A 26,197-nucleotide genomic window follows, 5' to 3' on the forward strand; every position below is an offset into this window, starting at 1 on the left:
CGCGAGCGACGATCCGCCTCACCCCACATGCCGGTCGAGACTGGCGTACGGTCAGCTCAGACGCGACCAAGCGTCTCGGACGGTCGTGAGCGCAGTTTCCGGGTCCACGTCGATACGGCCCTGGTGAGCCAGCGCGCGCTGCCACTCGACGCCGTCCGGTGCCGTGTCAAAGGTCCGTGCGTTGGGTCGCCCACCCGGCCCGATGGTTGCGAACAGGCGTGCCGCCTCGACGTCGAACGCGCCGTGCGCTTGGAGCGCCCACAGGTCGTACAGATCACGCGGCGCCCTGCGATCGGCCCAGGCGGAGACCTTCGCCGCCACGAACGCCGAACGGGTCGGCACCGTGAGCCACGCGGGCGGCGCGTCACTGTACCGCTGCACCAGTTCGAGGCGTTCCGTCGGCCACTTCGGGTAGCCGACCTGGTCGAGGAGCTGCACCTGGATGCTGCTGGCATCGACGCTGAGGACGACCGGTTCGGAACCGCGAGTCGCGTCGAATCCTGGAAGGAACTGCACCTCACCGAAGGTCCGCTGCAGTGAGCCTCGGACCGCTTGTTCGATTCGGCGGCCGACCTGCGCCCGCGACCCGACGGCGATGAGGTCGATGTCTTCACTCAGCCGGAGGAACGGGAGATGGGTCCGCGCGAGAGCCGTGCCCCCGAAGAAGATCACTTCGTCGGCGACGGTCTCCGAAAGCGCTGCCAGCACATGGGAGATCAGATGGTCTCGGACCACCTGCGCGGTCTCGACGCCGAACTGGTCCTCGATTCGCCTGCGCTCGGCTGCACTGAGGACGCCGGGGGTCGGAGTCCGTTCAGCTGCCATCCTCGGCCTCCTCCCGCCTCGAGATGAGCGCTCGCACGGCATCGTTCATCCGCCCGTGGCGTGAGGCGATCCGTTGGAGTTCACCCGCATCGACTCGAGGGGCGAGGTTGGTCACCGCCTCTGCAGCTCCTGCGGACATGCCTCCAAGCCCAGGCCGCATGAGGAGGTCGAACGCGGTCTGCTCCACCGTCGTGACGAGCCCGCTCCCGAGATCCAACCGTTCGAGGCGGGCCTCCAATCGGTCCACGTCACGCGCGACGAACACGACCTCGCCACCAGCGGACAACCGGATGGAATTCCGCTTCGACGGCACCGCGATCGTGGTCACCGCGACCGCACGAGGGATGGCTCGATGAAAGCGAGCAGCGCCGAGGCCCATGAGGACCGGCACCCGATCGCCCTGCATGGCCGTGGCGATCGCCAGACCGGCACTCTCGAGCGTGGGCCTCCAGTCCGTGCCGATGCGGTCATCGGGCACCGCGATGTAGAACCCATACGCAAGCCGAACCACCTTGCCGGACTGCTCGAGCCGCGACAGCTCCTTCGAGGGATTGCGATAGACGTCAGCGAGATCCGCCGGACGCGCCACCCTCAAAGGACGTCGCGCGAGAGCTGCTGCGCCGGCCACTTCATCTCGATGCGTCTTCACTGCACTGAGTATACCCAAAATGGGTATAAATGGCGCACTGAAAGGAATAGTCGCGCATGGCACAAACGGTGTGCTTCCGACGCACGCGGTGGCGAGGTGCACGCGATCCGCCTCACCTCACCAGGTGCCGTCGAGGAGGTCGCGGGTCACGACCAGGTTGAGCACCCGCCAGAGGCCGGAGTGGCCCGGGGTCTGGCCCGGCCGGTTCGGCCACCCCTCGAGGCGTGCGACACGGACGAAGCCGACCTCGTGCCACTGCGGATCCGTCTTGCGGAAGCGGTGCGGCTGCCAGACCACCGGGCGCTCCGGCAGATTGCCCGAGGCCGGCTCGCGCTTCGCTCGCAGCGTCGCCAGGGTCTCCGGCCCGGGGATCTGCTCGCCCACCCAGTCGAGCACGTCGAGCTCGGGTGAGTCGCCGTATCGGGACCGATGGATGCCGGCGACCCGGAACAGGGCCGTCCGTCCGTTCGGCGCCGTGAACGCGAGGACATCGCCCGGCGTCAGGTCGTCCTCCACGTGGCGCCACGATCGGCGGAGGCGCTTCGCTGCGGGCTGCGGGCCGAGGAGCTTCTCGCGGAGGCGGTCGAGGGCCGCGGCCCGCCTGGCGACCTCCCCCGGGCCTGCTTCGGCCCACAGCTCGAGGTCGGCACCGCGATCGATCGCCGCGAGCGCCCGCGTCCGCACGTCGGGATCGAGTCGGCCGACCTCGCTCTGCGCGGCCGCGAGCGGGATCCACAGCTCGCCGTCCTCGCGCTCCACCAGGTGGGCGAAGGACGCGATGATCCGTCGCGTCGCCTCGTCGTCCGGCACCCGGTCCTGCACGTACTCGCGGTACTCGGTGCGGATGTCCGACGCCGTGTCGTTCGAGAAGATCGCCGTTCCCCATGCACCCATCCCGGCATCCTGCCAGACCCCTCGCGTCAGCGGCCAGGTGAGGCCCATACGATGGATCCAGCCCGACTCCGAGACGAAGGACGCTGCATGCCATCCCGCCCCACCAAGCTGATCCCGCCGACCTTCTCCCGCACCCCCTCACTCGACGCCGAGGCGGTCGAGCTGAGCATCGCGATCGAACTCCCCGAGGGCGTCGAAGCGATCGGCCTGGCCGTCGCCCCCGCAGCCGACGGCGCCGCCGACGACATCCCCGCCGCGCTCGGACTCGACCGCGCGGCACTGACCCGCGCCGGCTTCACCGGCGAGATCGGCCAGACGCTCATCATCCCCAGCCAGGACGCCCCGACGTACATCGCGGTCGGCGTCGGTGCGCCTGAGAAGCGCACCCCGGCAGCCCTCCGCGACATCGCTGCGGCCTTCGCCCGGGCGGCATCCTCCTTCGCGAGCATCGGCCTCGACGTGGCGCGATCGTTCGACCTCGACCCGGCCTCCGCCGGCCAGCTCGTCGTCGAGGGCGCGCTCCTCGCCCGGTACCGCTACACCGAGCTGAAGCGCGAGACGAAGCGCACCCCGCTCGTCGCGCTCCACCTCGTCGCCGGCGCTGAAGACCTGCCCGAGACCGCGACCGGCGCACACCGTGGCGAGGTCCTCGCCCGTTCGGCGAACCTCGCGCGCGACCTCGCGAACACGCCTCCCGGACACCTCACGGCGACCGACCTCGCCGAGGTGGCCGAGACGTTGGGCGCCGCCAACGGGCTCGACGTCGAGGTCTTCGACAAGGACGCGCTCATCGAGCTCGGTCTCGGCGGCCTGCTCGGCGTCAACGCCGGCAGCGTCGAGGAACCGCGCATGATCAAGCTCCGGTACACCCCGAAGGACGACGACGGCTCGCCGATCGAAGCCGCAGGACACCTCGCGCTCGTCGGCAAGGGCATCATGTACGACTCGGGCGGCATCTCGCTCAAGCCGTCCGACCCGTCCCACGCGGCGATGAAGATGGACATGGCGGGCGCCGGAGCGATCCTGTCCGCCATGACGGCGCTGGAGGAGTTGCGCTGCACGAGCAGCGTCACGGCGTTCCTCATGTGCACGGACAACATGCCCTCGGGCTCGGCCACGATGCTCGGCGACGTGCTGACGTTCCGCAACGGCACCACCGTGGAGATCAAGAACACCGACGCCGAGGGTCGCCTCGTCCTCGCCGACGGCCTGAGCCTCGCCGTCGAGGAGGAGCCCGACGCGATCGTCGACATCGCGACGCTGACCGGTGCCGCGATCATGGCGCTCGGCACGAAGACGGCTGCGGTGCACGGCACCGACCAGGGCATCGTCGACCAGACGCTCGCGTCGTCGAAGGCCACCGACGAGCAGCTGTGGCAGCTGCCGCTCGAACGCAGCTACCGCAAGCAGCTCGACTCGGACGTCGCGGACCTCGCCAACATCGGCGGCCGGTTCGCCGGTTCGACGCTCGCCGCGCTGTTCCTCGCGGAGTTCGTCGGCGACATCCCGTGGGCGCACCTCGACATCGCCGGCACCATGCTCGTGGAGTCGGACGAGTCCTGGCGGTCGAAGGGTGCGACCGGGTACGGCACGCGCCTCCTGATCGACCTGGCGCTCAACTTCCGCGCCTGACGCAGGACGCGGCGTCCATGCCCGGTCCCCTGAGCCGCAACCCGATCACCTGAGCTTGTCGAAGGGCGGCGACCGGACCGTCTGTCCCCGCGAGCACTTCGACAGGCTCAGTGACCGGATCAGCCCATCCGCAACCCGGCCACTGAGCCGCAACCCGGCCACTGAGCCGCAACCCGGTCACTGAGCCTGTCGAAGTGTCGAAGGCCGCCCAGTGACAACCTCCGTTGCCGTTCCGGCAAGAAACGGTCGTTTGCAGCCGGTGTCACGGCAGGCTGATGCCATGACCTCCGAGCACGAGCCCGCCATCACCGATCCCGCCGCCTTCTGGGAGCACCGCTACAGCAGCCGCGGCCAGGTGTGGAGCGGCAAGCCGAACGCCGTACTCGAGCGCGAGGTGGGCGGGCTGGCGCCCGGCACCGCGCTCGAACTCGGCAGCGGTGAGGGCGCCGACGCCGTGTGGCTCGCCCGGCAGGGCTGGTCCGTGACCGCGGTCGACATCTCCCCGAGCGCGCTCGCCCTCGGAGCATCGACCGCGGCAGAGGCGGGGGTCGCCGATCGCATCACCTGGGTGCAGGCCGACCTCGTCGAGTGGGAACCGTCGGCATCGTTCGATCTCGTCACCGCGACCTTCCTGCACTCCCCCGTCGAGTTCCCCCGGGAGGCCGTGCTGCGCCGTGCAGCGTCCGCGGTCGCTCCCGGCGGCACGCTCCTCGTCGTCGGCCACGCCGGTCCGCCGCCCTGGGCGACCGAGCACATCGCGCACGCGCACTTCCCGACGCCCGACGAGGTCCACGCCTCGCTGGAGCTGGAGGCGACCGAGTGGGAGGTCGTCACCGCAGGACTCGTCGCGCGCGCCGCGATCGGGCCCGACGGCGAGCCAGCCGAGCTCGACGACAGCGTCCTCGTCCTCCGTCGCCGTCCCTAACTCAGGAGCGTCTCAGCGTGTCGCGCCGCCCGGCCGGCGTGTCGCACCCGACACGCCGCAGCAGTCCTGAGTGAGGGACACAACAACACCTGGTCGACACGCGGAGTCACCCGTCCCCGCGTAGCCCTGGCCGGTTCACAACTCAGGACGGCCCCGGCGGGTCACATCGGCCACCCGGCGTGTCCGGCGGGACACGCCGCACCGGTCCTGAGTTGTGAACCCGCGCCGTCCCCAACTCAGGAGTCGTCCGGTGTGTCGCAAGCACTCCAGCCCGACGCACCGCAGGACTCCTGAGAACGGTCAGGACACACCGCGGTTGTCCTGCGCTGTGGACACCGCACCGCCTTCCTGCCCCAACTCAGGAGTCGTCCGGTGTGTCGCAAGCACTCCAGCCCGACGCACCGCAGGACTCCTGAGAACGGAACGGGAGGGACCACGACAGAACGCCCGCCGCACTCCTGGAGTGCGGCGGGCGTTCGGCGTTACGTGGTGCGACTAGTCGGTGCCGGAGTCGAATGCGGCGCCCTCGGAAGCGAGGTCGGTCGCGCGCTCGAGGGCGTCGGCGGTCGGGTCGAGGAGTTCGCCACCGAGGATCTCCTGCGCCTCACCCTGCTCGAGCTTGCCGACGAGGTCGGCGGTCGCGCCGCCGACGATGCCGGCCGCTGCGTACTGCTCGAGCCGCGAGCGCGAGTCCGCGATGTCGAGGTTGCGCATGGTGAGCTGACCGATGCGGTCGTCGGGACCGAACGCTGCGTCACCGACGCGCTCCATCGAGAGCTTGTCGGGGTGGTAGCTGAGGCCCGGGCCCGAGGTGTCGAGGATCGTGTAGTCGTCGCCGCGGCGCAGACGGATCGAGACCTCGCCGGAGACGGCGGAGCCGACCCAGCGCTGGATGGACTCGCGCAGCATGAGCGACTGCGGGTCGAGCCAGCGGCCCTCGTACATGAGGCGGCCGAGTCGGCGACCCTCGTTGTGGTAGTTGGCGACCGTGTCCTCGTTGTGGATCGCGTTGAGCAGACGCTCGTACGCGATGTGGAGGAGCGCCATACCGGGGGCCTCGTAGATGCCGCGGCTCTTCGCCTCGATGATGCGGTTCTCGATCTGGTCGCTCATGCCGAGGCCGTGCCGACCACCGATGGCGTTGGCCTCGAGGACCAGCGCGACCGCGTCAGCGTACTCGACGCCGTTGAGCGCGACCGGGCGACCGGCCTCGAAGGTGACGGTGACGACCTCGGAGGCGATCGCGACGTCTTCACGCCAGAACGGCACGCCCATGATCGGCGCGACGAGTTCCATGCCGGAGCTGAGCTCCTCGAGGCGCTTGGCCTCGTGGGTGGCGCCCCAGATGTTGGCGTCGGTGCTGTACGCCTTCTCGGTGGAGTCGCGGTACGGGAAGTCGCGGGCGACGAGCCACTCGCTCATCTCCTTACGGCCACCGAGCTCGTTGACGAAGTCGACGTCGAGCCACGGCTTGTAGATGCGCAGGCGCGGGTTGGCGAGCAGACCGTAGCGGTAGAACCGCTCGATGTCGTTGCCCTTGTAGGTGGAACCGTCGCCCCAGATGTCGACGCCGTCCTCCTTCATCGCGCGGACGAGCATCGTGCCCGTCACGGCGCGGCCGAGCGGCGTCGTGTTGAAGTACGTCTTGCCGGCGTTGCGGATGTGGAACGCACCGCACTGGAGGGCGACGAGGCCCTCCTCGACGAGCGCCGACTTCGCGTCGACGAGGCGCGCGATCTCGGCGCCGTACTCCTTGGCGCGGTCGGGGACGGCGCCGATGTTCGGTTCGTCTGCCTGGCCGATGTCGGCGGTGTAGGTGCACGGGATGGCACCCTTCTCGCGCATCCAGGCGACGGCGACGGAGGTGTCGAGACCTCCGGAGAAGGCGATGCCGACGCGCTCGCCGACGGGGAGGCTGCTCAAGACTTTAGACACGCCTGCGATTCTACGGGTTCGCGCGCCACGGTGTTCATTCGCCCATTCTTGGGCGACGGAAGGCCCATTCGCCCAAGAATGGGCGAATGAACCGGAGCGGAGCACGTCGCCGCCGGTACCGCCTCGCCCGGGCCGGGGGACGGCGGGGGCTGTGGCGATATCGACGGCGACGCTGCTGTGAACCGGACGGATCGGACCAGGTCCACTCAGGCGCTGTTCGGGTCTCGCGCCATGAGCTTCTCGAGTGCATCGGGATGACGATTCGTCGACTCCAGAGTGATTCTCGCAGCGTCCACCGGCCTTCCGCATGTCCCACTACTGGGGTCATCGGCAGGGGGCGACAGGCGGAGCCGACCCTTCGACAAGCCCTGCCCTTCGACAAGCTCAGGGACCGGGTGGTGAGGGGACAGGGACCGGCAGGTCGGCTACCAGATGGTGACGCGCTCCTCGGGGGCGAGCCATGCTGCGTCGGACTCGGTGACGCCGAACGCCTCGTAGAAGGCGTCGATGTTCCGGACGATCTGGTTGCATCGGAACTCGTTCGGCGAGTGCGGGTCGATCGACAGCAGACGGATGACCTCCGCGTCGCGTCCCTTCTGCTGCCAGGCCTGCGCCCAGGAGAGGAAGAACCGCTCCGCGCCGGTGAGGCCGTCGATGACCGGCGGCTCAGCGCCCTCGAGCGACAGCAGGTACGCCTTCCAGGCGATGCCGAGCCCGCCGAGGTCGCCGATGTTCTCGCCGATCGTCAGGGCGCCGTTCACGTGGTGGTCGGGCACCTGGGCGGGAGCCAGCGCGTTGTACTGCTCGATGAGCGACGCGGTGCGCTCCTCGAACGCCGCGCGGTCGGCCTCGGTCCACCAGTCGGTGAGTCGGCCGTCGCCGTCGAACTTCGACCCCTGGTCGTCGAAGCCGTGCCCGATCTCGTGACCGATGACCGCGCCGATCGCCCCGTAGTTCGCGGCGGCGTCGCGACCGGCGTCGAAGAACGGGTACTGGAGGATGGCGGCGGGGAACACGATCTCGTTGAAGCCGGGGTTGTAGTAGGCGTTGATCGTCTGCGGCGTCATGAACCACTCGTCGCGGTCGAGCGGCTTGCCGATCTTGCCCAGTTCTCGGTCCATCTCGAACCGGCTGGCACGACGGACGTTGCCGAGCAGGTCGTCGGCCTCGAGCTCCAGCGCCGAGTAGTCGCGCCACTTCACGGGGAAACCGATCTTCGGCGTGAACTTGTCGAGCTTCTCCAGCGCGCGCGTGCGGGTCTCGGGGCTCATCCACTCGAGGTTCTCGATGCTGTCGCGGTACGCCTCGACGAGGAAGCCGACGAGGACGTCCATCTCGTCCTTCGACGTGGCGCCGAAGTGCCGGTCGACGTAGATGCGGCCGACGGCCTCGCCGAGCATGCCCTCGACGAGCGAGACGCCGCGCTTCCAGCGCTCGCGCTGCTGCGGCGTGCCGGTGAGGGTCTTGCCGTAGAAGTCGAAGTTGGCGCGACCGAACTCCTCGGAGAGGTACGGAGCGGCACCGTGGACGACTTTCCAGGCCAGCCAGTCCTTCCAGGACTCGAGCTGCTCGGCGACGAGGAGCTCACCGAGGCCCTCGAGGAAGCTCGGCTCGCGGACGACGATCTCGGCGAACACGTCGTCGGCGGCGCCGATCGCGTCGCGCCAGACGGCGAGGTTCGGGCCGTCGAGGTCGGCGCCTGCGGCGAGCGCCGCCGCTTCGTCCCACGAGTACAGGTTGTACGTCTTCTCGCTGTCGCGGGTGGCGACGTTGTCCCAGTGCTTGGACGCGATCGCCGTCTCGAGGGCGAATACGCGGTCGGCGCGTGCGGCAGCGTCGTCGATGCCGGCGAGCTCGAACATCGTCTGGAGGTGTGCGCGGTAGGCGTCGCGGATCTCGGCGAAGGTGTCTTCACGGAAGTAGGACTCGTCGGGCAGCGTGATACCGCCCTGTTCGGCGAAGACGAGGTAGCGCTCGGGGTTGCCCGGGTCGTTGTCGACGAAGAGCTGCAGGAAGCCGCCGACGCCTTCCGCCTCGAACTCGCCGGACAGGCGGAGGAAGGACTCGATGGAGTCGACCGCTGCGACGCGGGCGAGCTGGTCGGCGAGCGGGGTCGCTCCGAGGGCGTTGGCCCGGTCGACGTCCATGAAGCTGGCGTACAGGGCGCCGATCTTCACGCCCTCCTCGCCGTCGGGGTTCGTCTGCGACTCCTCGATGATGTCGCGGACGGCGTTCTCGGCGTCTTCCGCCAGCTGGTGGAAGGAACCCCAGCGGGCCTTGTCGTCGGGGATCTCGGTACGGTCCATCCACTTGCCGTTCACGTGGCGGAAGAGGTCGTCCTGCGGCCGCACGGCCAAGTCGAGTTCGGAGCGGTCGATGCCGGAGGCGAGCTGCGCGTCAGTCATGCGGATCAGCCTAGCGACGGCACCTGACCACGGCTCGGGTGTTCTCTCAGAGCGGGCGTGCCGCTCTGGACCGAGTCCTGTGGAGGAGCGTCGCGAGCGCTTCGGGGAACGAGGGACTACCGTTGACCCACCCGGCCGGAAGGAGCCCGCGTGGACTGGTTGGCCGACTTCCCGCCCGGCGTCCTGCTCCTCGTCGTCTTCCTGGTCGTCGCCGTCGAAAGCCTCGGCGTGCCGTTGCCGGGAGAGACCGTGCTCATCGGGGCGACCCTCCTCGCCGCGTCGAGCGGCCTGAACCCGGTGTTCGTCGCCGCTGCGGCCGCCGGTGGTGCGATCCTCGGCGACTCGATCGGCTACTGGATCGGCAAGCGGTACGGCCGGCGACTCCTGTCGGTGCTGAACCGCAGATTCCCGAAGCACGTGGGGCCGAAGCGACTGGGCGCCGCGGTGCACCTCATGCGGCGGTGGGGGCCGTGGGCGGTGTTCGTCGGACGGTTCATCGCCGTCCTCCGCATCTTCTCCGGACCGCTCGCGGGCATGTTCCGCATGACGTACCCGCACTTCCTCGTCGCCAACGCGGCGGGCGGCATCGCCTGGGCCTCGCTCGTGGTGACGGTCGTCACCGTCCTGGGGAGTGCCGCGACCGAGTTCCTGCACCGCTTCTCCTGGGCGGCGCTCGCGTTGGCCGGTGCCGCGGCCGTCGTGATCGCGGTGGTCGTCGTGTTCCGGATCCGTCGTCGGGCTGCCCAGCCGGCCGCCGATCGCGCGCCCGTGTCGATGACCGAGGCTGAGCTCGACGAACTGCTGTCGCCATCCGGGTCGGTCCCGGCCACGACCGACGCCGACGCCCGAATGGACACGCCGACCACCCGGGCCGCCAGCTCGGCCCCCGTCCGCACCGATCTGCGCGCCGCGATCTCCGTCGTCCTGACGCCGCTGCGCTGGGCCCTGCGGACGACCCCCGCGACCACCGCCTTCGTCACCGTCTTCGTCGCCCTCGGCGTCGTGACCGGCGGCCTGTGGCGCCCGATCGACCAGGCCGCCTGGTATCCGGCATTCGCCTACGGGGTGCCGAGCCTTGAAGCCGGGCGCTGGTGGACGGTCCTGACGGGCATGTTCATCACCGCCGACCCGCTCGCCTACCTCATCGCGATCGTCGGCGCGGCCGTGTTCGGCGGGTGGGTCGAGGTCCGATTCGGCACGCTGCGGGCGTCGGCGATCTTCGTGGCCGGCCATCTCGTCGGTGTCCTCGGGGCCCTCGGCGCGGCTCTGGCGCTGGCCCGGCTCGACTGGCCGTGGGCGCAGTCCCTCGTGACGACGCTCGACGTCGGTCCGAGCTGCGGCATCCTCGCCTGCGTCGCGACCGCGACCGCGTTCATGCGTTCCCCCTACCGGCTGCGCTGGCGGCTGCTGCTCCTGTCGTGGGTGTCGATCGCGGTCCTCTACATCGGGAAGATCGACGACCTCGAGCACTTCATCACGACCGTCGTCTTCGTCGTCGTCGCCCGGCTGCTCCTCGGCGAGCACCGGTCGACCCCGCGACCGACCATGCGCGACTGGCGGCTGTTCGCCGTCTCCGGACTGCTCGTGATCGGTGCGGTGCAGCTGCTCGTCGCCCTCGTGCCGCTCGACGGGCCGCTCGGTTCGACCACCCTGACGCAGGGCTCAATCCTCGACGTCGGGGTCGACACCGTCGCGATCCTGGTGATCGCGAACTGGCTCCGCCGTGGACACCGCTGGGCCTGGTGGGCGGCGATGGTGCTCACCGTCGGCAACCTACTGGTCACGCTCGCCCTCATCGCCCTCGCCTGGCTGGCCCAGGTGCCGCTCGTGGCGTCGACCATCTGGATCTCCGCGAGCGTCCTGTGGGTGGGACAGGCGGTGGTCCTCGTGCTGTCGCGCCACGCGTTCCGGGTCGCGGCGAACCAGACCAGGCGACGCCTGCCCGGGGCGATCGGACCCGGTGCGCGGCGAGCACGCGCCAGGGCGGCGCAGCTGCTGCGCGAACACGGCGGCGGACCGCTGGCGGCCTCGGCACTCCGGCCCGAGAACCGGGTGTTCGTCACGGCCGACGGTGGACACGCGGTCGCCTACCAGCAGCATGCCGGCGTCGCGCTGGCCCTCGGCGAGCCGATCGGCGACCCCGGCGGTGCAGTCGCCGCGGTGTCGGCGTTCGCGACGGCGGCCGAGCAGGAGGGGCTCACACCGGCGGTGTTCGCCACTCGCGACGCGCGCATCGTGCCCGAGGGGTGGCGGGTGTCGCCGCTCGGCCAGGACCTCGTGCTGGACCTCAGCGGGGCGGATGCATCAGAACCCGCTGGTCCGGACGATGCGACGGGAGCCGCCGGCGCGGATTCGACGACCTCGATCCTGCTGCCCGCTCGTGAACTGCCCTGGGAGCTCCGCAGCCAGATCCGCGCGCTGTCCTCGGTGTGGGTGTCCGACCGGCACGTGCCCGAGCTCGGTCTCACGGTGGGTTCGAGCATCGACGCCCCCGACGGCGACGACCAGGAGCCGACCGCCGCGGTCCGGGTCTCCGTCGTGACGGACGCCGCAGGTGCCGTGCTCGCGGCGGTGTCCTGGTTGCCGATCCCCGGGGCCGGCGGCACCGTGCACGGGTGGGCGCTCGATGCGGTCCGGCGCGCACTGCCGAAGGACGACGCCGGAAGGACGGCGGGTGCGGGTCCAGCGTCGGGGGAACAGACCAGCCGAGCCGTCGAGCGGGCCCTGACCGACGCCTGCCGACGATTCTCGTCCGAAGGTGCGTCCTTGGTCTCGTTCGCTGCTTCCGGGCTGGCACAGGACGGCACCGAGCCCGACGGCGTCGCCGTGCGCACGATGGCCGGCATCGCCCACCGGGTCGACCCGCTCATCGGCTTCGCGGAGATCGCCGACGTCGCCGAGCGCCTGGGCGCCACCGCCGTGCCGCTGTTCCTCGCCTGCCGCGAGGACGCCGACCAACCACGGGTCGCCTACGCCGCCGCGGCCGGCTTCCTCACGGGCATCCGCCTGCGCGATCTCCCTGGCCTGAGCGGGTCGCTGCTCGCGCGGTAACGACACCCCTCAGGTTGACCCGGTGGCCCGCCTATCTATTGCGCCGGCCCACCGGGCGGGTACGAAGGCGGCGGCCCGCTCGGGACGAACGGAGTATCGTCCCTCTGGAGCAGAGTCACGGTGCCTCTTAGCTTCAGCTTCTCCCAAAACCACTCCGATTCAACATTGACGGAATTGGCATACCACTTCCTGCGTGTCGGTCGGGCATTTTGAAGAAACTGAACCATAGCGCCTCCCCAGCCCCGATCCAGCTTCGATGCCTTTATATTGATAATGAGCAGGCTATCTGGCGCATCCAGTTCTTTGAAGGTCAATCGCGTCACACCTGACAGCTCTTCCTGACAGGCCGCGCATGGCTCGACTGCTTCACCCTCAGCGGAAGATGCGATCTCGAAGCAACAACTCGATGGAGATACGGGGTGCATGCGGACACTCTAGGGCACTTCCTCCCGCACAGGGCCTGTCGCCAGGGTCTTCGATGTCATGGCAACAGCAACTTGGAGTGCATGGATGTCTCATTTAATCGAGGAGGGGATCTTCCTCATCCGCGAGCCCGGCAGCACCCACGATAGTTCCTGGACCAAAGACGACGCGATTCTCGCTCCGCACGAGGCGCGTTCGAACATTCTTCCCGAGGTCGTTCTCTTGCATTCCTTCTACGTACTCTAAGTCACCATGCGACAGCGTTACGTGTTCGGTCCATATAGCGCCATCGCCTTCAACACCCGAGTCGGATAGCCGCAAATGCGCCTCGCCATTCGCTGTTGTACCGGATAAATCCACGATGCCGCTATCCGAAGCCACGATGCGGTTGGCCATGAGAGAAGATCGATTCGACATCGCACTTGCGACTTTGAGCACGGCTGAATCGCTGAGCCTTGCGCCGTACAGCACCAGCTTGCTGTCGTCCGACATGCTCCCGCCCAGAATGGCTCGCGCGGCGTTGCTAATCTTCAAGCCAGACGCAGTAATTCCTGCCGACTCGCTGATCGTCAGATCTGACGCAGTCAGGGATCCCTCATCTCGCAGTTCAGAGTCAATCAGAGATATCGACGACGCCCCCAGGATTGTTGCGCCGTCCAGACGCAGGGATCCCCCGTCCCTCACTGAAGCCCGATCCATGTTCAACGTCGCTTGTCCCTCGAGTATCGCGCCACTCAAATCGACGACGGTGTTGGCGTCCAGAAGTACGTCCGAGAGGTCGACGTTAAAGACTAACGGCGCATCTCGCAGATTAATCAAGAATCCTGACCATCGACACGACCCGCTTGACACGGGGACGTTCAGCCGAGATCGAAGTATCGCATAACCACTCCGCCTCACAGCAACCTCAGGCGCATCCGGGATTCCTTCGTTGCGCGGCAGTGGCGATCTCAAATAGTAACAAATCACATCGATGCAGGCCTGTGCGTCTTCGTTTCGACGAAACGCCTGCCAGTCGTCAGCTAGCGCGGCAGATGAATATAGGCCGGCAGTTCGCTTCATCGTGTCTGACGAGGCCATCAGTTCGACCGCCGACACAAAGCGACCGCGCAACTCGCGCTCGATCTCGATGTCCCGCTGCTCTCGAATCTCGGCCCGTCGACGGTCCTCTTTTTCGCGCTCGAATCCGTGTACTTGCGATTGCAGTGCCGCTCGTTTGCGATCAACCTCGGCTGCGAGTAGTTCTTCTGCGTGTCGCGCGAGGCTGAGGCCAACACCCACAACAGCGATCACCCCACCTAGGCCGAAAAGCACCACCTGCGCGGCTGAGCCAAGGAACGCCGCACGTTCTCGGTCCTCGAGATCTGGGAACCAGTGGCTGAGAAGCTGATCTGGCATGAACAGGAGGAGCAGCCCTCCGATTACTACATACACGATCACACCGACGACGATGATCCAGCCGCGAGCGTTGGGGGAGAGTCGACCTAGAAACTGCGGTCGAGGCTCCGTGGGCATAGACGAACGATAGCGTCACCCCACCGACATGCCGCGATGGGAAGCGCAAGTGACGCACCCGAGACCAGCTGGCTGCGTGACCTCCCCAAGCTCAGTGTGCCGTTGCTGGTGCGGTAGTCGTAGCACGGTGCGTCAGTCGAGCCGACACCACCCGCGCTGTCACCACCCGCGGCTAGGCTCGGCGGGTGACCACGGGACAGGACAGGCGACGGCTGCGACCCGTCGACCGCGACATCCTCCGGCTCGCGGTCCCGGCGCTCGGGGCGCTGATGGCGGAGCCGCTGTTCCTGCTCGCCGACTCCGCGATGATCGGCCACCTCGGCGTCGTGCCGCTCGCCGGCCTCGGGGTCGCGAGCGCGGTCCTGCAGACGGTCATCGGCCTCATGGTGTTCCTCGCCTACGCGACGACGCCCGCGGTCGCCCGGCGTCTCGGTCACGGCGACGAACGCGGCGCGGTGTCGCTCGGGGTGGACGGCCTCTGGTTGTCGCTCGGGCTCGGTGTCGTGATCGGTGCGGCCGGATGGTTCCTCTCCCCCACGCTCGTCGGGCTGTTCGGCGCGACGGACGCCGTCGCCCAGCAGGCCGACACCTACCTCGGCATCTCGATGCTCGGCATCCCCGCCATGCTGCTCGTCTTCGGTGCGACCGGGCTCCTCCGCGGCCTGCAGGACACCACCACGCCTCTCGTGGTCGCCGGCGCCGGGTTCGCCGCGAACATCGGCCTCAACTTCCTCTTCATCTACGGCCTCGGACTCGGCATCGCGGGATCCGCCATCGGCACCGTCATCGCGCAGTGGGGCATGGTCGTCGCCTACCTCGTCGTCGTCCTGCGCCACGTGCGTCGGACGGGAGCGAGTCTCCGCCCGCACCGCGCCGGCCTCGGTGGCGCGGCCCGTTCCGGCGGATGGTTGTTCCTCCGCACGGTCAGCCTCCGCGCCGCGATGCTCATCGCCGTGTTCGTCGCGACCGACCTCGGCACCGACGAACTCGCCGGGTTCCAGCTCGTCATGACCCTCTTCGCCACCCTCGCCTTCGCGCTCGACGCCCTCGCGATCGCCGCGCAGGCGCTCGTCGGCAAGGGGCTCGGGGCCGGCGACGTGGCAGGGGTGCGCGCCGTCCTCGTCCGCTGCCTGCAGTGGGGCGTCGGCTCGGGGATCGTCCTCGGCCTCTTCATCGCGCTGGCGAGCCCGGTCATCGGCCTGCTCTTCACGAGCGACCCCGACCTCGCGGCGCTCATCGTGCCCGCGATCATCGTGCTCGCCGTCACCACCCCGCTCGGTGGCGTCGTCTTCGTCCTCGACGGCGTCCTCATCGGCGCCGGAGACGCGAAGTACCTCGCGATCACCGGGCTGCTCAACACGCTCGTCTTCCTGCCGTTCGCGCTCGCGGTCCTCGCCTGGGCACCCGGCGGGCAGACCGGGCTCACCTGGTTGGCGCTCACCTTCTTCGTCGGCTACCTCGGTGCGCGCGCGACCACCCTCGGGCTTCGAGCCCGCACGACGGCGTGGATGCGCACCGGGGCCTGACCGACAACTGGGGAGTTGTCCCCATTGAGGCTGCCGCCTCGGTCCACCATCCTGGACCTGAGCATCCGTCAACGCTCACGATTCCAGGGGGAACCACCATGTCACTTCGCTCCGCTCATCACCGTCTCCGCGTCTCCGCGGTGACCGCCGTCGCCGTCGTCGGTCTCTTCGGGCTCGCCGCCTGCAGTAGCGGCGACGCACCGGCCGACTCCGAACCCTCGACGAGCGCCACGACCGCGCCCGAGGCCACGGAGGACGCTGCCCAGGAAGAGCCGGCATCGGGCGCGACGAAGTGCACCGAAGAGCAGGTCAACACGCTCAGCGCAGCCAGCGGCGTCGCGGTCCCGGCAGCCGCTGTCGCCGCGGCGAAGGCCACCTTCGCTCCGGCCGCGGTCCTCGGCGACCTGCCGACGGTGTGCATCCTCAGCTACGAAGCGGGTGCCGCCTCGGGCAGCTACGCCGTCCTCTCCGGCGGCGCTGCCTCCCTCACCGCAGCGGCCGCGAACGCGACGGCCGGTGGCGCGAGCGTGACCGAAGCCGCCGGTACGTTCACCGGATCGCTCGACGGGCTGACGATCATCGGCATCCCGTTCACCCAGCTCACCCAGGAGACCGCCGGGTTCGAGAACGTCGAGGACCTCGTCGTCGTCGTCTCCACCGCGGCACTCGGCTAGGCGGCCGCAGCGTCACGCCAGCGCCCATCCGCCCTCGTCGGGCGGGTGGGCGTTCGTGCGCGTCGACCGACCGAGCAGACGCGCCCGTGCGCCAGGCGGCTCGCGCATCAACCGATCGATGGATACGAGGATCAGCCCCTCCACCGCTACCGGTGCGCGCCGCAGCGGACGAGCATGGACACCATGAGCACACGACCGATCATCGAGGTCCGCGGGCTGCGCAAGCAGTACGGCGACTTCACCGCCGTCGACGGGGTCTCCTTCGACATCCACCCGGGCGAGACCTTCGCCCTCCTCGGCCCGAACGGTGCCGGGAAGAGCACCACGATCGAGATCCTCGAGGGCTACCGGCACCGGACGGGCGGCGAGGCGAGCGTCCTCGGTGTCGACCCGGCGAAGGGCGGTCTCGACTGGAAGGCCCGTCTCGGCATCGTCCTCCAGTCGAGTGCCGAGGCCGCCAACGTCACGGTCCGGGAGCAGCTCACACAGTTCGCCCGGTACTACGCGGACCCTCGGGATGTGGACGAGGTCATCGAGGCGGTCGGGCTCACGAGCAAGGCGGGCACGCGCATCGGCAAGCTCTCGGGCGGCCAGCGTCGGCGGGTGGACGTCGCGCTCGGGGTGGTCGGCCGCCCGGCCCTCCTCTTCCTCGACGAGCCGACGACCGGGTTCGACCCTGAGGCACGTCGGCAGTTCTGGGAGCTCATCCGCTCGCTCAAACGTGACGGCACGACCATCCTCCTCACCACCCACTACCTCGACGAAGCCGCCCAGCTCGCCGACCGCGTCGCCGTCATCGCGGCGGGTCGACTCGTGGAGATCGGCGCGGTCGACGAGATCGGCGGCGCCGAGGCCCGGATCCCCGTGGTGCGCTGGCGCGACGAGCACGGCCTCCACGAGGAACGGACCGAGGCACCGGCTGCACGGGTCGCCGATCTCGCGGCGACACTCGGCGGAGAGCCGCGCGACCTGGAGGTCATCCGCCCGAGCCTCGAGGACATCTACCTCGGGCTCGTCCACGCGGCCGACGCCGCTGCGGCGCCAGCCACCCCATCCGAAGCACCGTCACCGGCCACGCAGGTCACCACGACAGGAGTCGGCGCATGACCACCATCGACCGCACCACCAACACGCTCGTCCCGACACTCCCCCGCGGACGCACCCTCCGACTCGGAGCGAGCCGGATCGGCTACGAGACCCGCATCTACTTCCGCTCCGGCGACCAGGTGTTCTTCACCTTCCTCTTCCCCGTCGTGATGCTCGCGATCTTCTCGACCGCGTTCAGCGCGATGGGGAACGTGGGCGAGGCACCCGACGGCACCGGCGGGGTCAGCCAGGCCGCCTTCTACCTCCCCGGCATGATCGCCGCGGGCATCCTCCTCTCGGGCGTCCAGAACCTCGCGACCGACATCGCGACGGAGAAGAGCGACGGCACGCTCAAGCGCCTCGGCGGCAGCCCGCTCCCGGTGATCTCCTACTTCCTCGGGAAGATGGGGCAGGTCCTCGTCACCTCGGTGCTCCAGATCGCGCTGCTGCTCCTCGTCGCGCGGTTCCTGTTCGACGTCACCCTGCCGACCGAGCCCGAGCGGTGGCTCACCTTCGCCTGGATCTACCTGCTCGGCATCGCCACGTCGGCGGTCCTCGGTATCGCCCTGTCGGCGCTCCCCCGCACGGGCAAGAGCGCGACGGCCGTCATCATCCCGATCGTGCTCGTGCTGCAGTTCATCTCCGGCGTCTACCTCTCGTTCACGATGCTCCCCGAATGGCTGCAGAGCGTCGCGAGTGTCTTCCCGCTCAAGTGGATCGCGCAGGGCATGCGTTCCGTCTTCCTGCCGGAGGGGTTCGCCTCGCAGGAGCCGTCCGGGGGCTGGGACCTCCCGATGGTCGCGCTCGTCCTCGTCGTCTGGGCGGTCGTCGGCCTCGTCCTCACCCGCCTCACCTTCCGCTGGGTCCGCCGCTCCTAGCCCGCGAACTGTCAGTTCCGGTGGGTGTACGCCGCCGGAACTGGCAGGAAGTGACAGTTCGCGGGCAGGGATGGGAGGGTTGGGACATGGACGGACGACGGTGGTGGGATGTCGCGTTCGGCGCGGGGTGCGTGATCGTCGGTGCGCTCGTGAGCGTCAGCGCGGCCGGGGCACCGGAACGGGTCGTCGGCGTCTGGATCGTGCTGGCGGCGCTCTGCCTCGTCTACTACACGGCCGGGCGACGCACCCTCGAGCGTCCGCAGGGTGGGCTTTGGTTCGCGATCACCCTCATCGCCCTCACCGCCGTCGGGACGGCGTTCTCCCCGAACGTCCTGACGCTGCAGTGCCTCGTGTTCCCGCTGCTGTGGGTGCTGACGCCGAACACCCGGAACGCGATCGTCCTCAACATCGCGAGCGCAGCGACCCTGGCCGTCGGCTTCATCGTCGGGCTGGGCGCCACCCCCGACGTGATCCTGCAGGGGCTCGCGATCCAGAGCGTCTCGCTCGTCTTCGCGCTGTCCCTCGGTCTCTGGATCACCCGGATCGCCGAGCTCGGCGACGAGAAGGCACGACTCCTCGTGAGTCTGCAGACCGCTCAGGCCGAATCGGAGCGAGCGAGCCGAGAGGCCGGGGCTGCCGCCGAACGCGAACGCATGGCTCGCGACATCCACGACACCATCGCGCAGAGCCTCACGAGTGTGGTGCTGCTCGCGCAACGCGCCCGTTCCGAGGTCGGCGAGACCGTCGCGGGCACGCCGGACGCCTCCCCGCTGGACGGTCGACCGATCGCCGCCCTCGACAGCATCGACCTCATCGAGAGCACGGCACGCGACGCCCTCCGCGAGGCGAGATCCCTCGTGGCCACGACGGCGGCGATGCCGGCTGCCGACACGACGCTCGGTGACAGCCTCCGCCGCTTGGGCGAGCGGTTCGCCCGCGAGACAGGTGTGGCCGTCGACATCGACGCTCCGTCCGAACGGTTCCAACGGGCGCCCGAGGTCGTGCTGCTCCGGAGTGCGCAGGAGGGTCTCGCGAACATCCGGAAACACGCCGCCGCCGACCGCGTCGAGCTGGCGCTCACCGTCGACGACGGCTGGGCCGAACTGCGGATCTCCGACGACGGCGTCGGGATCGCGGACCCGGACGGCGCACTGCTCGGGACCAGTCCGGGCGCAGGCTTCGGGCTGCACGGCATGCACGACCGGGTGACGCTGCTCGGCGGAACGGTGGAACTCACGAGTGCCGCCGGAGCGGGGACGACCGTGCGGGTGCGAGTGCCGGTGACGATCGAAGCGGGCCCTTCGACAGGCTCAGGGAGCGCGGACGGTGTCTCGGCCGGCGGCCCTTCGACAAGCTCCGGGACCACGGAGGAGGGACGATGACACGGATCAGGATCGTCGTCGCGGACGACCACCCCATCGTGCGATCGGGCATCGTCGCACTGCTCGGGCGCGCGGACGACCTCGAGGTCGTCGCCGAGGTGGCGGACGGCGCTGCGGCGGTCGCGGCTGCCGAGGAGCACCGGCCGGACCTCGTGCTCATGGACCTGCGCATGCCGGTCCTCGGCGGTGCGGAGGCGACGGCGCGCATCGTGCAGCGAGTGCCAGGCGTCCGAGTGCTCGTGCTCACGACCTACGAGACCGACGACGACATCCTCGGCGCGATCGAGGCCGGAGCCAGCGGCTACCTGTTGAAGGCGGCGCCCGAGCAGGAGATCCTGGCCGGCATCCGTTCGGTGGTCGCCGGTCAGACGGTGCTCGCGCCGACGATCGCGGCGACACTCGTGGGCCGCATGCAGGGCGGGACACCAACCCGCCCCCAGCTCAGCGCTCGCGAGCTCGAGGTCCTCGCGCTCGTCGCCGCCGGCAACAGCAACCGGGCGATCGCGGCGGCACTCTTCATCTCGGAGTCGACGGTGAAGACGCACCTGCTGCACGTGTTCGAGAAGCTCGAGGTGGCCGACCGGACCCGGGCCGTCACCCGTGCACAGGAGCTGCGGCTGCTCTGAGCCGGCGCACGAGGCGGCGGGTCCGTTCAGTCCCCTCGCGGCACGGGACGCCGCACGTGCGTGCGCAGACCCACCACGTCGAGGACGAACTCGCAGAACATCGCGTTCGCCCAGGAGAACCAGGGGCGGGTGAAGGTGTCGGGGTCGTCCTTGTGGAACGACTCGTGCATGACCCCCGTGCCGGCGTCGGTCCGCAGCAGCGTGTCGAGCAGACGGGCGCGGTCCTGCTCGTCCTGCGAGGTGAGACCCTCGACGGACAGGGCGATCGGCCAGATGTGGTCGTGGGGTGTGTGCGGGCTCCCGATGCCACGGGCGGCGGACCCGACGAAGTAGCTCGGGTCGCCCTCGCTGAGCAGGAACCGTCTGGTGGCGAGATACCGGGCATCGTCGGGCGTGCACCAGCCGAGGAACGGCAGCGAGAGCAGGCTCGGCACGTTGGCGTCGTCCATCAGGAGCGCGTTGCCGAACCCGTCGACCTCGTAGGCGTAGACGTCGCCGTACTGATCGGTCGTCACGACACCGTGGGCGTCGATCGCGGTCTCGAGCTCGCGTCGGAGCGCACCGGCCTCCGCGGCGAGTGCCGCGTCGTCGAGCACATCGGTGGCGATCGATTCGACCCCGGCGAGCGTCACCGCGGCGAAGAGGTTGCCGGGAACGTTGTAGCCGTACCGCCCTGCGTCGTCGCTTGGCCGGAACCCCGACCATGAGAGCCCGGTCCACGCCGTTTCCGGCCCGAGTCCGTCGCGGACGAGCGTGTCGGAGAGCGGCGCGTCGAACCGCTGGAACCGGTACGGCGAGCGCTCCTCGTGGTGCTGTTCGACCCGCCAGACCTCCATCGCCGCGACGACGGCGGAGCGGTACCGCGCGTCCAGGTGGTCGCGGCGCCCCGTCGCCAGCCAGATGTCGTGTGCGAGCTGGAGCGGGTAGCAGAGCGAGTCGATCTCGTACTTGCGTTCCCACACCCAGGGCGACGCGTCGGTGCGGTCGTCGCGGTGGCCGTGTCCGTTCGGCTCGGCGTTGAACGCGTTCGCGTAGGGGTCGAGCGCGATCGCGTCCAACTGCCGGCGGTTGACCGCGACGAGCAGCTCGGCCAGCTCGGGGTGGTCGGCTGCGAAGTGGAGATAGGGCGCGAGCTGGGCGCTCGAGTCGCGCAACCACATCGCCGGGATGTCGCCGGTGAGCATGAAGACGGTGCCGTCCGGCATGGGCGTCATCGTGCTGTGCAGGGTGTCGGCGAAGCAACGCTCGAACATCTCGGCCACCCGTTCGTCACTGCGCTCCCGCACAGCCGTGGTCACCTCGGTGATGAGTTCGTCGATCCAAGCGGTCACGGGTCTCCTCCGTCTGCGTCGGCGCGGTGATCGGGCGGGTCAGGTCGAGTCAGGTCAGCGCAGGTCGGAACGAGGGGGCGCGCCCCGTGTTCCACCCCACCGTCAGACGTCGCCGCGTGGTTTCGGGGCGTCCGGCTGTTCCGCCGCGTAGGCGGACTGGCCGGTCGCTCCGGGCTCCCCGGCGGGGATCGGGACGAGGTACGCCGCGGTGCCGTAGGCGGTCAGCTGCGTCCACGCACCGCCGATGTCGGTGGTCTCGAGACGCATCGCGAGGACCGCGTTTGCGCCGCGCTGTTCCGCGTCGGCCACCAGGCGTCGCATGACCTCCTGGCGGGACTCGAACAGCAGTTGGGTCATCCCCGGGACCTCGCCGCCGCCGAGCGCCGAGAAGCCGATCGACATCGAGGAGCCCCAGTCGCGAGCTCGCACGGTGAGCCCGACGACCTCGCCGAGGACGGCGTCGATGCGGTGTCCGGCGACGGTGTCCGTCGTCACGACGATCATGCGGTGGCCGCCGTTCCGGCCAGACGCGACAGTGCCGCGAGCGAGAGCGCTGCGATGCCGGTGTCGAGGGTGGGGTGGATGAGCGGAGCGAACTTCGAGGAGTGGTTGCCGGGGAGGTCCTGCTCCATGCGGCCCGAGGCGTAGGCCGCCGCGAACGCCTGTGGATCGGCGCCACCGAGGATCCAGTAGACGATGGGAGCGTCGGCAGCCGTCGCGAGCATGCCGACGTCCTCACTCCCCGTGACGAGACCGGGGTCGACGATGCGATTGGCACCGAACGCGTCGGCGAACACCGCCGTCACCGCACCGGTCGCCGCGGGATCGTTCACGAGCACCGGGAAGGTCTCGGTGTGTTCGATCACCGGTTCCCGCTCGGCGCCCGACGCGGCGGCCTCGGCGCGGATGATGCGCTCCATGGAGCCGACGACGCGGTCGCGCACGTGCGGTTCGTAGCTGCGGATGTTGACGCCGATCTGCGCGGTGTCGGGGATGATGTTGTTCTTGGTGCCGGCGTGCATCGTGCCGACGGTGAGCACCGCGGTGTCGGTTCCGGCGACCTCGCGGGACACGATGCTCTGGAGGCGGACGACCGCCGACGCCGCCATCACGATCGGGTCGATCGTCGACTGCGGGCGGGATCCGTGCCCGCCGCGGCCGTGGAAGGTGACGCGGTAGGCGTCGGTCGCGGCGAACGACGGACCGGCGTGCGTGCCGACGACACCGGCAGGCAGCGGACCGACGTGCTGGCCGAACACGATGTCGGGCTTCGGGACGCGTGCGTAGAGGTCGTCGTCGATCATCGCCTGCGCACCGCCGCCGGCCTCCTCGGCCGGCTGGAACAGGACGACGAGCGTCCCGGACCAGGTGTCGCGCCGTGCGGCGAGCAGTTCGGTGGCACCCAGCAGACAGGTGACGTGGACGTCGTGGCCGCAGGCGTGCATGACCGGGACGTCGTTGCCCTCCGGGTCGACCCCGCGCGCGACGCTCGCGTAGTCGAGGCCCGTCTCCTCCAGGACGGGCAGCCCGTCCATGTCGGCCCGCAGCAGGACCGTGGGTCCCTCACCGTTCTCCAGGACACCGACGACACCGGTGCCGCCGATCCCCGTCGCGACCCCGTACCCGAGGCCGGTGATGCGATCCGCGACCAGGGCGGCCGTCCGGTGCTCCGCGAAGGAGAGCTCCGGATTGGCGTGCAGATCCTGGTACACCGGCGCGAGCGACACGGCGAGCGACGCCGCCTCCTGCTGGACGAGTGCTGCGGTGGCGATGGGCTGGTCGGTCATGGGTCTCCTTCGAGCGTCGCCTCCACCCTACGACCTGGGGCTCGCGATGCACCGGGAGCGCGTCGAACCGGCCGCTCAGCTCCGTTCGCCGGCGCGACGCTTCCGGAGGCCGACCACGACGAACACGACCGCGACCGCCAGGGCGATCGCCGCGACACCGAACGGTCCGATCGCCGCGAGCAGCGCACCGAACCCGGCGCGGCGTCCGGTGCTCCGCCCGGCGACCTCGTCCCAGATCGGGGTGAAGCACAGGATCGCAGCGAGGAGACCGATCCCCGCGCCGACGAACCAGCCGAACGGTGAACTCCCCCACTCCTCCACGGACCACTGGGATGGCGTCTCCTCCTGGCCGGATCGATCCGGTTCGCGCACAGGTTCCCGCCCGGGCTCGTGCACGCCGGTCATCGCTTCCACACCGTCCCGCCCGAGCCACCGTCGGAGGTGCCGACGTAGACGCCGGTCACCTCCAGACCGTCGGTCGACGACAGTGGCACGCAGACGGTGACCGTCTCACCGGCGACCAGGTCGTCGGCGGCGGCGACCGGATCCTCCGGTGTGCCGCTGCACTCGGTGAGCCCGATGAACGAGGCCTCGAGGAGGCTCCCGTCCGACAGCCGTGCGAAGACGTTGTTCCACGGCACGGCGAGCACCTCGGCGGCAGCATCGCCCGTGTAGGCGAACTCGATGGACGCGAAGTAGACGTCGTCGTCACCCTCGATCTGATCGGCCACCTCGGCCGGAGCCTCGTCGACTGAGGCGACCGTGACGGCGAAGTCCTGATCACCGTTCCCCGCGGTCTTCGCCGGCAGGGTGACCGTCGCCGTGTCTCCGACCGAGACGTCACCTCCGGAGCACCCTGCGAGGGTGGCGGCGAGCACGAACAGCCCGCCTCCAGCGGCAAGTCGTCTGAGCCGGTTCGTCGATGGTCGGTGTCGCGTCATGGGGTGTTCGTCCTTCTGCTGGCATGGGCCGACGAGCTGCGTCGTCCGGCCGGATGTCGGTCTGTCTCGGGCTCGCCGCACGGCTCGCTCCGGCATGATCGTGGCGGATCGAGGCGACCGCGGACCAGTCACCCGAACGAGCCCGAACGTCCGGGCGCCGAGGACCGCCGATTGCCGCGTGTCCACTGGTTTCCGCCGTCAGGGTCGGAGGGAAGCCGCGCGCATCGTCTGGACGGCCGTGGCTCGCCAGTGGCCGACCGCGCTGAGGAGGTCGACTGCGGCGGTGGACGCGGCGTCGGCCGCCGCCCGGTCGCCGCGGATCGCCGCCGCCCTCCCGATCGTCTCGAACGCCCGCGCCTGCTCGACCCGGTCACCGAGCAGTTCGGCGAGCTCGAGCGAGCATCGCGCCCAGCGCTCGGCGGTCTCGGCGTCGTCGGCATCGGCGGCGATCTCGCCGAGGGTGCTGCAAGCGTCGGAGCGGAGGAGTGGGTAGCCGACACGCTCGGCCGAGGCCAGGGCGGTGTCCGCCAGACGCGCGGCCTCGACGAGGTCTCCGCGTCGACGAGCGACCTGGGCGAGCTGGATGGCGATCTCGGCGTCCTCGTCGAACGTCGTCGGACCGCCGTCGTCCGCCCCTGCCGCGAGCAGGGCCGCCTCCGCCTCGGCCACACGGTCGAGGTCCAGCAGGATCATGGCGCGCTGGGTGAGGAGGTATCCGCGGTTGACGCCGGCACCGCCGTGCTCGAGCAGGGTCGCGCAGCGCCGGAGCGCCTCGTCGAACCGGCCCTGCGCCTGGAGCAGGAGCACACGGTTCGACTCGACGATCGTCAGATTGACGTCGTCCCCGGCTCGAGTGCTCACCGCCTCGGCCAGATCGAACAACCGCTCCGACCGGCGATACCGGCTCGTGATGCGCGCCAGATTGCCGAGGTTGCCGAGCGCGCGCCCTCGCGTGATCGGATTGCCGGCCGCGGCCGCGATCCGAGCGGCGCGGAGATACGACTGCTCGGCTTCCGCCATCCGTCCCAGTTGGCGTTCCACATTGGCGATCACGTTCATCGTGCGACCCGGCTGCTCCTCGGTGAGGAGGCGGCTCGCCCGATGCAGGTGGTCGAGGGCGTCGTCGTACCGACCGAGCTTCTCGAAGGCGCGGGCGAGGAGCTCCGCGGTCGTGCCTCGTCGGTCCCGCGGCACGAACGGCGCGGCGAGCTGGAGGAGTTCGGCCGCATGGCTCCAGTAGCCGGCATCACCCACCGGCTCCACCACGTCGAAGACGAGCGCGGCGAGTGCGTCGCCCGCCCGCTGGTCGACCGCGAGCGCTGCGGCGGCCACCAGCCCGTCGGCGAGGGACGCGTCGACGCGGACGGAGCCGACCAACTCGCGGAACCGGTCCAACACACGCTCGGCCAGCACCACGAGGACCGACGGGCGCTCCTGCTCGACCCCGAGCCGGTGGGCCGCGGTGTGGACGAGCGGGTGCAGTTCGACGGTCCGCTCCGAGACGGTGGCCAGGTGCATGTCCGCCAGGCGACGGAGCAGGCTCACCGAGGTCGGCGCATCCGCGCCGGCGTCGTCCAGCAGTGTCCCGACGACGTCCAGCCGTACTGGGCCGCGGAGCAGGCCGAGCCGCCGGAACAGGGCTGCGGCGGCCGGTCCGACGGCGGCGACCGAGGGTTCCAGGAGCGGCACCGCGTGGTCGCGCCGCGGGCGGT

21 protein-coding genes are annotated in these 26,197 nt (G+C 69.8%); 9 read left to right on the plus strand and 12 right to left on the minus strand.

Annotated elements, in window-relative coordinates:
- Positions 1–51: 51 nt before the first annotated feature.
- From IFT89_RS07205 to IFT89_RS07215, 3 genes are read right to left on the minus strand one after another with little or no spacing between them, the layout of a single operon-like run.
- Positions 52–825 (minus strand): nucleotidyl transferase AbiEii/AbiGii toxin family protein, encoded by a 774-nt coding sequence (locus tag IFT89_RS07205; RefSeq protein WP_137242797.1) that lies wholly within the window; start codon positions 823–825, stop codon positions 52–54.
- Positions 815–1,576, minus strand: coding sequence for a type IV toxin-antitoxin system AbiEi family antitoxin domain-containing protein (locus tag IFT89_RS07210; RefSeq protein WP_202938598.1), 762 nt, complete (start codon positions 1,574–1,576; stop codon positions 815–817). The genes IFT89_RS07205 and IFT89_RS07210 overlap by 11 nt, the downstream gene beginning before the upstream one ends.
- A gap of 15 nt (positions 1,577–1,591) precedes the next feature.
- Positions 1,592–2,368 carry a hypothetical protein gene (locus IFT89_RS07215; RefSeq protein WP_202938599.1) on the minus strand — a complete coding sequence of 259 codons (777 nt, stop codon included), beginning with the start codon at positions 2,366–2,368 and terminating at the stop codon, positions 1,592–1,594.
- An 87-nt stretch (positions 2,369–2,455) separates the two neighbouring features.
- Here IFT89_RS07215 and IFT89_RS07220 point away from each other — a divergent pair, with 87 nt between their 5' ends.
- Together IFT89_RS07220 and IFT89_RS07225 are read left to right on the plus strand one after the other, a co-directional pair.
- Positions 2,456–4,000: a leucyl aminopeptidase gene (locus IFT89_RS07220; protein ID WP_202938600.1), complete on the plus strand. Its 1,545-nt coding sequence runs from the start codon at positions 2,456–2,458 to the stop codon at positions 3,998–4,000.
- Positions 4,001–4,280: 280 nt separating this feature from the next.
- On the plus strand, positions 4,281–4,925 hold the full coding sequence (locus IFT89_RS07225; protein WP_202938601.1) for an SAM-dependent methyltransferase: 645 nt from the start codon (positions 4,281–4,283) through the stop codon (positions 4,923–4,925).
- 495 nt (positions 4,926–5,420) lie between these two features.
- On the opposite strand, the gene argG is transcribed toward IFT89_RS07225, so the two are convergent.
- Together argG and IFT89_RS07235 are read right to left on the minus strand one after the other, a co-directional pair.
- Positions 5,421–6,860 (minus strand): argininosuccinate synthase, encoded by a 1,440-nt coding sequence (argG, locus tag IFT89_RS07230; protein WP_202938602.1) that lies wholly within the window; start codon positions 6,858–6,860, stop codon positions 5,421–5,423.
- Between the two features lie 425 nt (positions 6,861–7,285).
- On the minus strand, positions 7,286–9,265 hold the full coding sequence (locus IFT89_RS07235; protein ID WP_202938603.1) for a M13 family metallopeptidase: 1,980 nt from the start codon (positions 9,263–9,265) through the stop codon (positions 7,286–7,288).
- Between the two features lie 150 nt (positions 9,266–9,415).
- On the opposite strand from IFT89_RS07235, the gene IFT89_RS07240 reads away from it, so the two are divergent.
- Complete coding sequence (locus IFT89_RS07240; protein ID WP_202938604.1) at positions 9,416–12,316, plus strand: VTT domain-containing protein; 2,901 nt, start codon at positions 9,416–9,418, stop codon at positions 12,314–12,316.
- 519 nt (positions 12,317–12,835) lie between these two features.
- On the opposite strand, the gene IFT89_RS07245 is transcribed toward IFT89_RS07240, so the two are convergent.
- The gene (locus IFT89_RS07245) at positions 12,836–14,254 is read right to left on the minus strand and encodes a hypothetical protein (protein ID WP_202938605.1); all 1,419 of its coding nucleotides are present in this window, start codon (positions 14,252–14,254) and stop codon (positions 12,836–12,838) included.
- A 185-nt stretch (positions 14,255–14,439) separates the two neighbouring features.
- On the opposite strand from IFT89_RS07245, the gene IFT89_RS07250 reads away from it, so the two are divergent.
- From IFT89_RS07250 to IFT89_RS07275, 6 genes are all read left to right on the plus strand, one after another.
- Complete coding sequence (locus tag IFT89_RS07250; RefSeq protein WP_307783470.1) at positions 14,440–15,780, plus strand: MATE family efflux transporter; 1,341 nt, start codon at positions 14,440–14,442, stop codon at positions 15,778–15,780.
- A 98-nt stretch (positions 15,781–15,878) separates the two neighbouring features.
- A complete protein-coding gene (locus IFT89_RS07255; protein ID WP_202938606.1) occupies positions 15,879–16,454 on the plus strand; it encodes a hypothetical protein in 576 nt (191 codons plus the stop codon).
- Positions 16,455–16,637: 183 nt separating this feature from the next.
- The gene (locus IFT89_RS07260; protein ID WP_202938607.1) at positions 16,638–17,561 is read left to right on the plus strand and encodes an ABC transporter ATP-binding protein; all 924 of its coding nucleotides are present in this window, start codon (positions 16,638–16,640) and stop codon (positions 17,559–17,561) included.
- Positions 17,558–18,418: an ABC transporter permease gene (locus IFT89_RS07265; RefSeq protein WP_202938608.1), complete on the plus strand. Its 861-nt coding sequence runs from the start codon at positions 17,558–17,560 to the stop codon at positions 18,416–18,418. Before IFT89_RS07260 ends, IFT89_RS07265 begins: the two co-directional genes overlap by 4 nt.
- 86 nt (positions 18,419–18,504) lie before the next feature.
- Positions 18,505–19,800, plus strand: a complete 1,296-nt coding sequence (locus tag IFT89_RS07270) for a sensor histidine kinase (protein ID WP_202938609.1) — start codon at positions 18,505–18,507, stop codon at positions 19,798–19,800.
- On the plus strand, positions 19,797–20,426 hold the full coding sequence (locus tag IFT89_RS07275) for a response regulator (RefSeq protein WP_202938610.1): 630 nt from the start codon (positions 19,797–19,799) through the stop codon (positions 20,424–20,426). Before IFT89_RS07270 ends, IFT89_RS07275 begins: the two co-directional genes overlap by 4 nt.
- Before the next feature lie 26 nt (positions 20,427–20,452).
- On the opposite strand, the gene IFT89_RS07280 is transcribed toward IFT89_RS07275, so the two are convergent.
- The 6 genes from IFT89_RS07280 to IFT89_RS07305 all read right to left on the minus strand — a co-directional run.
- Positions 20,453–21,757, minus strand: a complete 1,305-nt coding sequence (locus IFT89_RS07280; RefSeq protein WP_307783471.1) for a glycoside hydrolase family 125 protein — start codon at positions 21,755–21,757, stop codon at positions 20,453–20,455.
- 102 nt (positions 21,758–21,859) lie between these two features.
- Positions 21,860–22,261: a YbjQ family protein gene (locus tag IFT89_RS07285; RefSeq protein ID WP_079704464.1), complete on the minus strand. Its 402-nt coding sequence runs from the start codon at positions 22,259–22,261 to the stop codon at positions 21,860–21,862.
- Positions 22,258–23,544, minus strand: a complete 1,287-nt coding sequence (locus tag IFT89_RS07290; protein WP_202938611.1) for an amidohydrolase — start codon at positions 23,542–23,544, stop codon at positions 22,258–22,260. Before IFT89_RS07290 ends, IFT89_RS07285 begins: the two co-directional genes overlap by 4 nt.
- A 75-nt stretch (positions 23,545–23,619) precedes the next feature.
- On the minus strand, positions 23,620–23,949 hold the full coding sequence (locus IFT89_RS07295; protein WP_192018947.1) for a hypothetical protein: 330 nt from the start codon (positions 23,947–23,949) through the stop codon (positions 23,620–23,622).
- A complete protein-coding gene (locus IFT89_RS07300; RefSeq protein WP_192018946.1) occupies positions 23,946–24,485 on the minus strand; it encodes a hypothetical protein in 540 nt (179 codons plus the stop codon). Before IFT89_RS07300 ends, IFT89_RS07295 begins: the two co-directional genes overlap by 4 nt.
- Before the next feature lie 198 nt (positions 24,486–24,683).
- The coding region (locus tag IFT89_RS07305; RefSeq protein ID WP_202938612.1) for a tetratricopeptide repeat protein at positions 24,684–26,197 on the minus strand (1,514 nt) is incomplete at its 5' end.

This window comes from Plantibacter sp. CFBP 13570 (assembly GCF_014841395.1).
Lineage (GTDB): Bacteria > Actinomycetota > Actinomycetes > Actinomycetales > Microbacteriaceae > Plantibacter > Plantibacter auratus.

Coding starts and splice junctions, on each gene's coding strand:
- IFT89_RS07215 (WP_202938599.1), bottom strand. CDS start 2,368: ATGGGTGCATGGGGAACGGCGATCTTCTCGAACGACACGGCGTCGGAC.
- IFT89_RS07270 (WP_202938609.1), top strand. CDS start 18,505: ATGGACGGACGACGGTGGTGGGATGTCGCGTTCGGCGCGGGGTGCGTG.
- IFT89_RS07205 (WP_137242797.1), bottom strand. CDS start 825: ATGGCAGCTGAACGGACTCCGACCCCCGGCGTCCTCAGTGCAGCCGAG.
- IFT89_RS07285 (WP_079704464.1), bottom strand. CDS start 22,261: ATGATCGTCGTGACGACGGACACCGTCGCCGGACACCGCATCGACGCC.
- IFT89_RS07260 (WP_202938607.1), top strand. CDS start 16,638: ATGAGCACACGACCGATCATCGAGGTCCGCGGGCTGCGCAAGCAGTAC.
- IFT89_RS07235 (WP_202938603.1), bottom strand. CDS start 9,265: ATGACTGACGCGCAGCTCGCCTCCGGCATCGACCGCTCCGAACTCGAC.
- IFT89_RS07300 (WP_192018946.1), bottom strand. CDS start 24,485: ATGACGCGACACCGACCATCGACGAACCGGCTCAGACGACTTGCCGCT.
- IFT89_RS07225 (WP_202938601.1), top strand. CDS start 4,281: ATGACCTCCGAGCACGAGCCCGCCATCACCGATCCCGCCGCCTTCTGG.
- IFT89_RS07245 (WP_202938605.1), bottom strand. CDS start 14,254: ATGCCCACGGAGCCTCGACCGCAGTTTCTAGGTCGACTCTCCCCCAAC.
- IFT89_RS07295 (WP_192018947.1), bottom strand. CDS start 23,949: ATGACCGGCGTGCACGAGCCCGGGCGGGAACCTGTGCGCGAACCGGAT.
- IFT89_RS07220 (WP_202938600.1), top strand. CDS start 2,456: ATGCCATCCCGCCCCACCAAGCTGATCCCGCCGACCTTCTCCCGCACC.
- IFT89_RS07255 (WP_202938606.1), top strand. CDS start 15,879: ATGTCACTTCGCTCCGCTCATCACCGTCTCCGCGTCTCCGCGGTGACC.
- IFT89_RS07290 (WP_202938611.1), bottom strand. CDS start 23,544: ATGACCGACCAGCCCATCGCCACCGCAGCACTCGTCCAGCAGGAGGCG.
- IFT89_RS07265 (WP_202938608.1), top strand. CDS start 17,558: ATGACCACCATCGACCGCACCACCAACACGCTCGTCCCGACACTCCCC.
- IFT89_RS07275 (WP_202938610.1), top strand. CDS start 19,797: ATGACACGGATCAGGATCGTCGTCGCGGACGACCACCCCATCGTGCGA.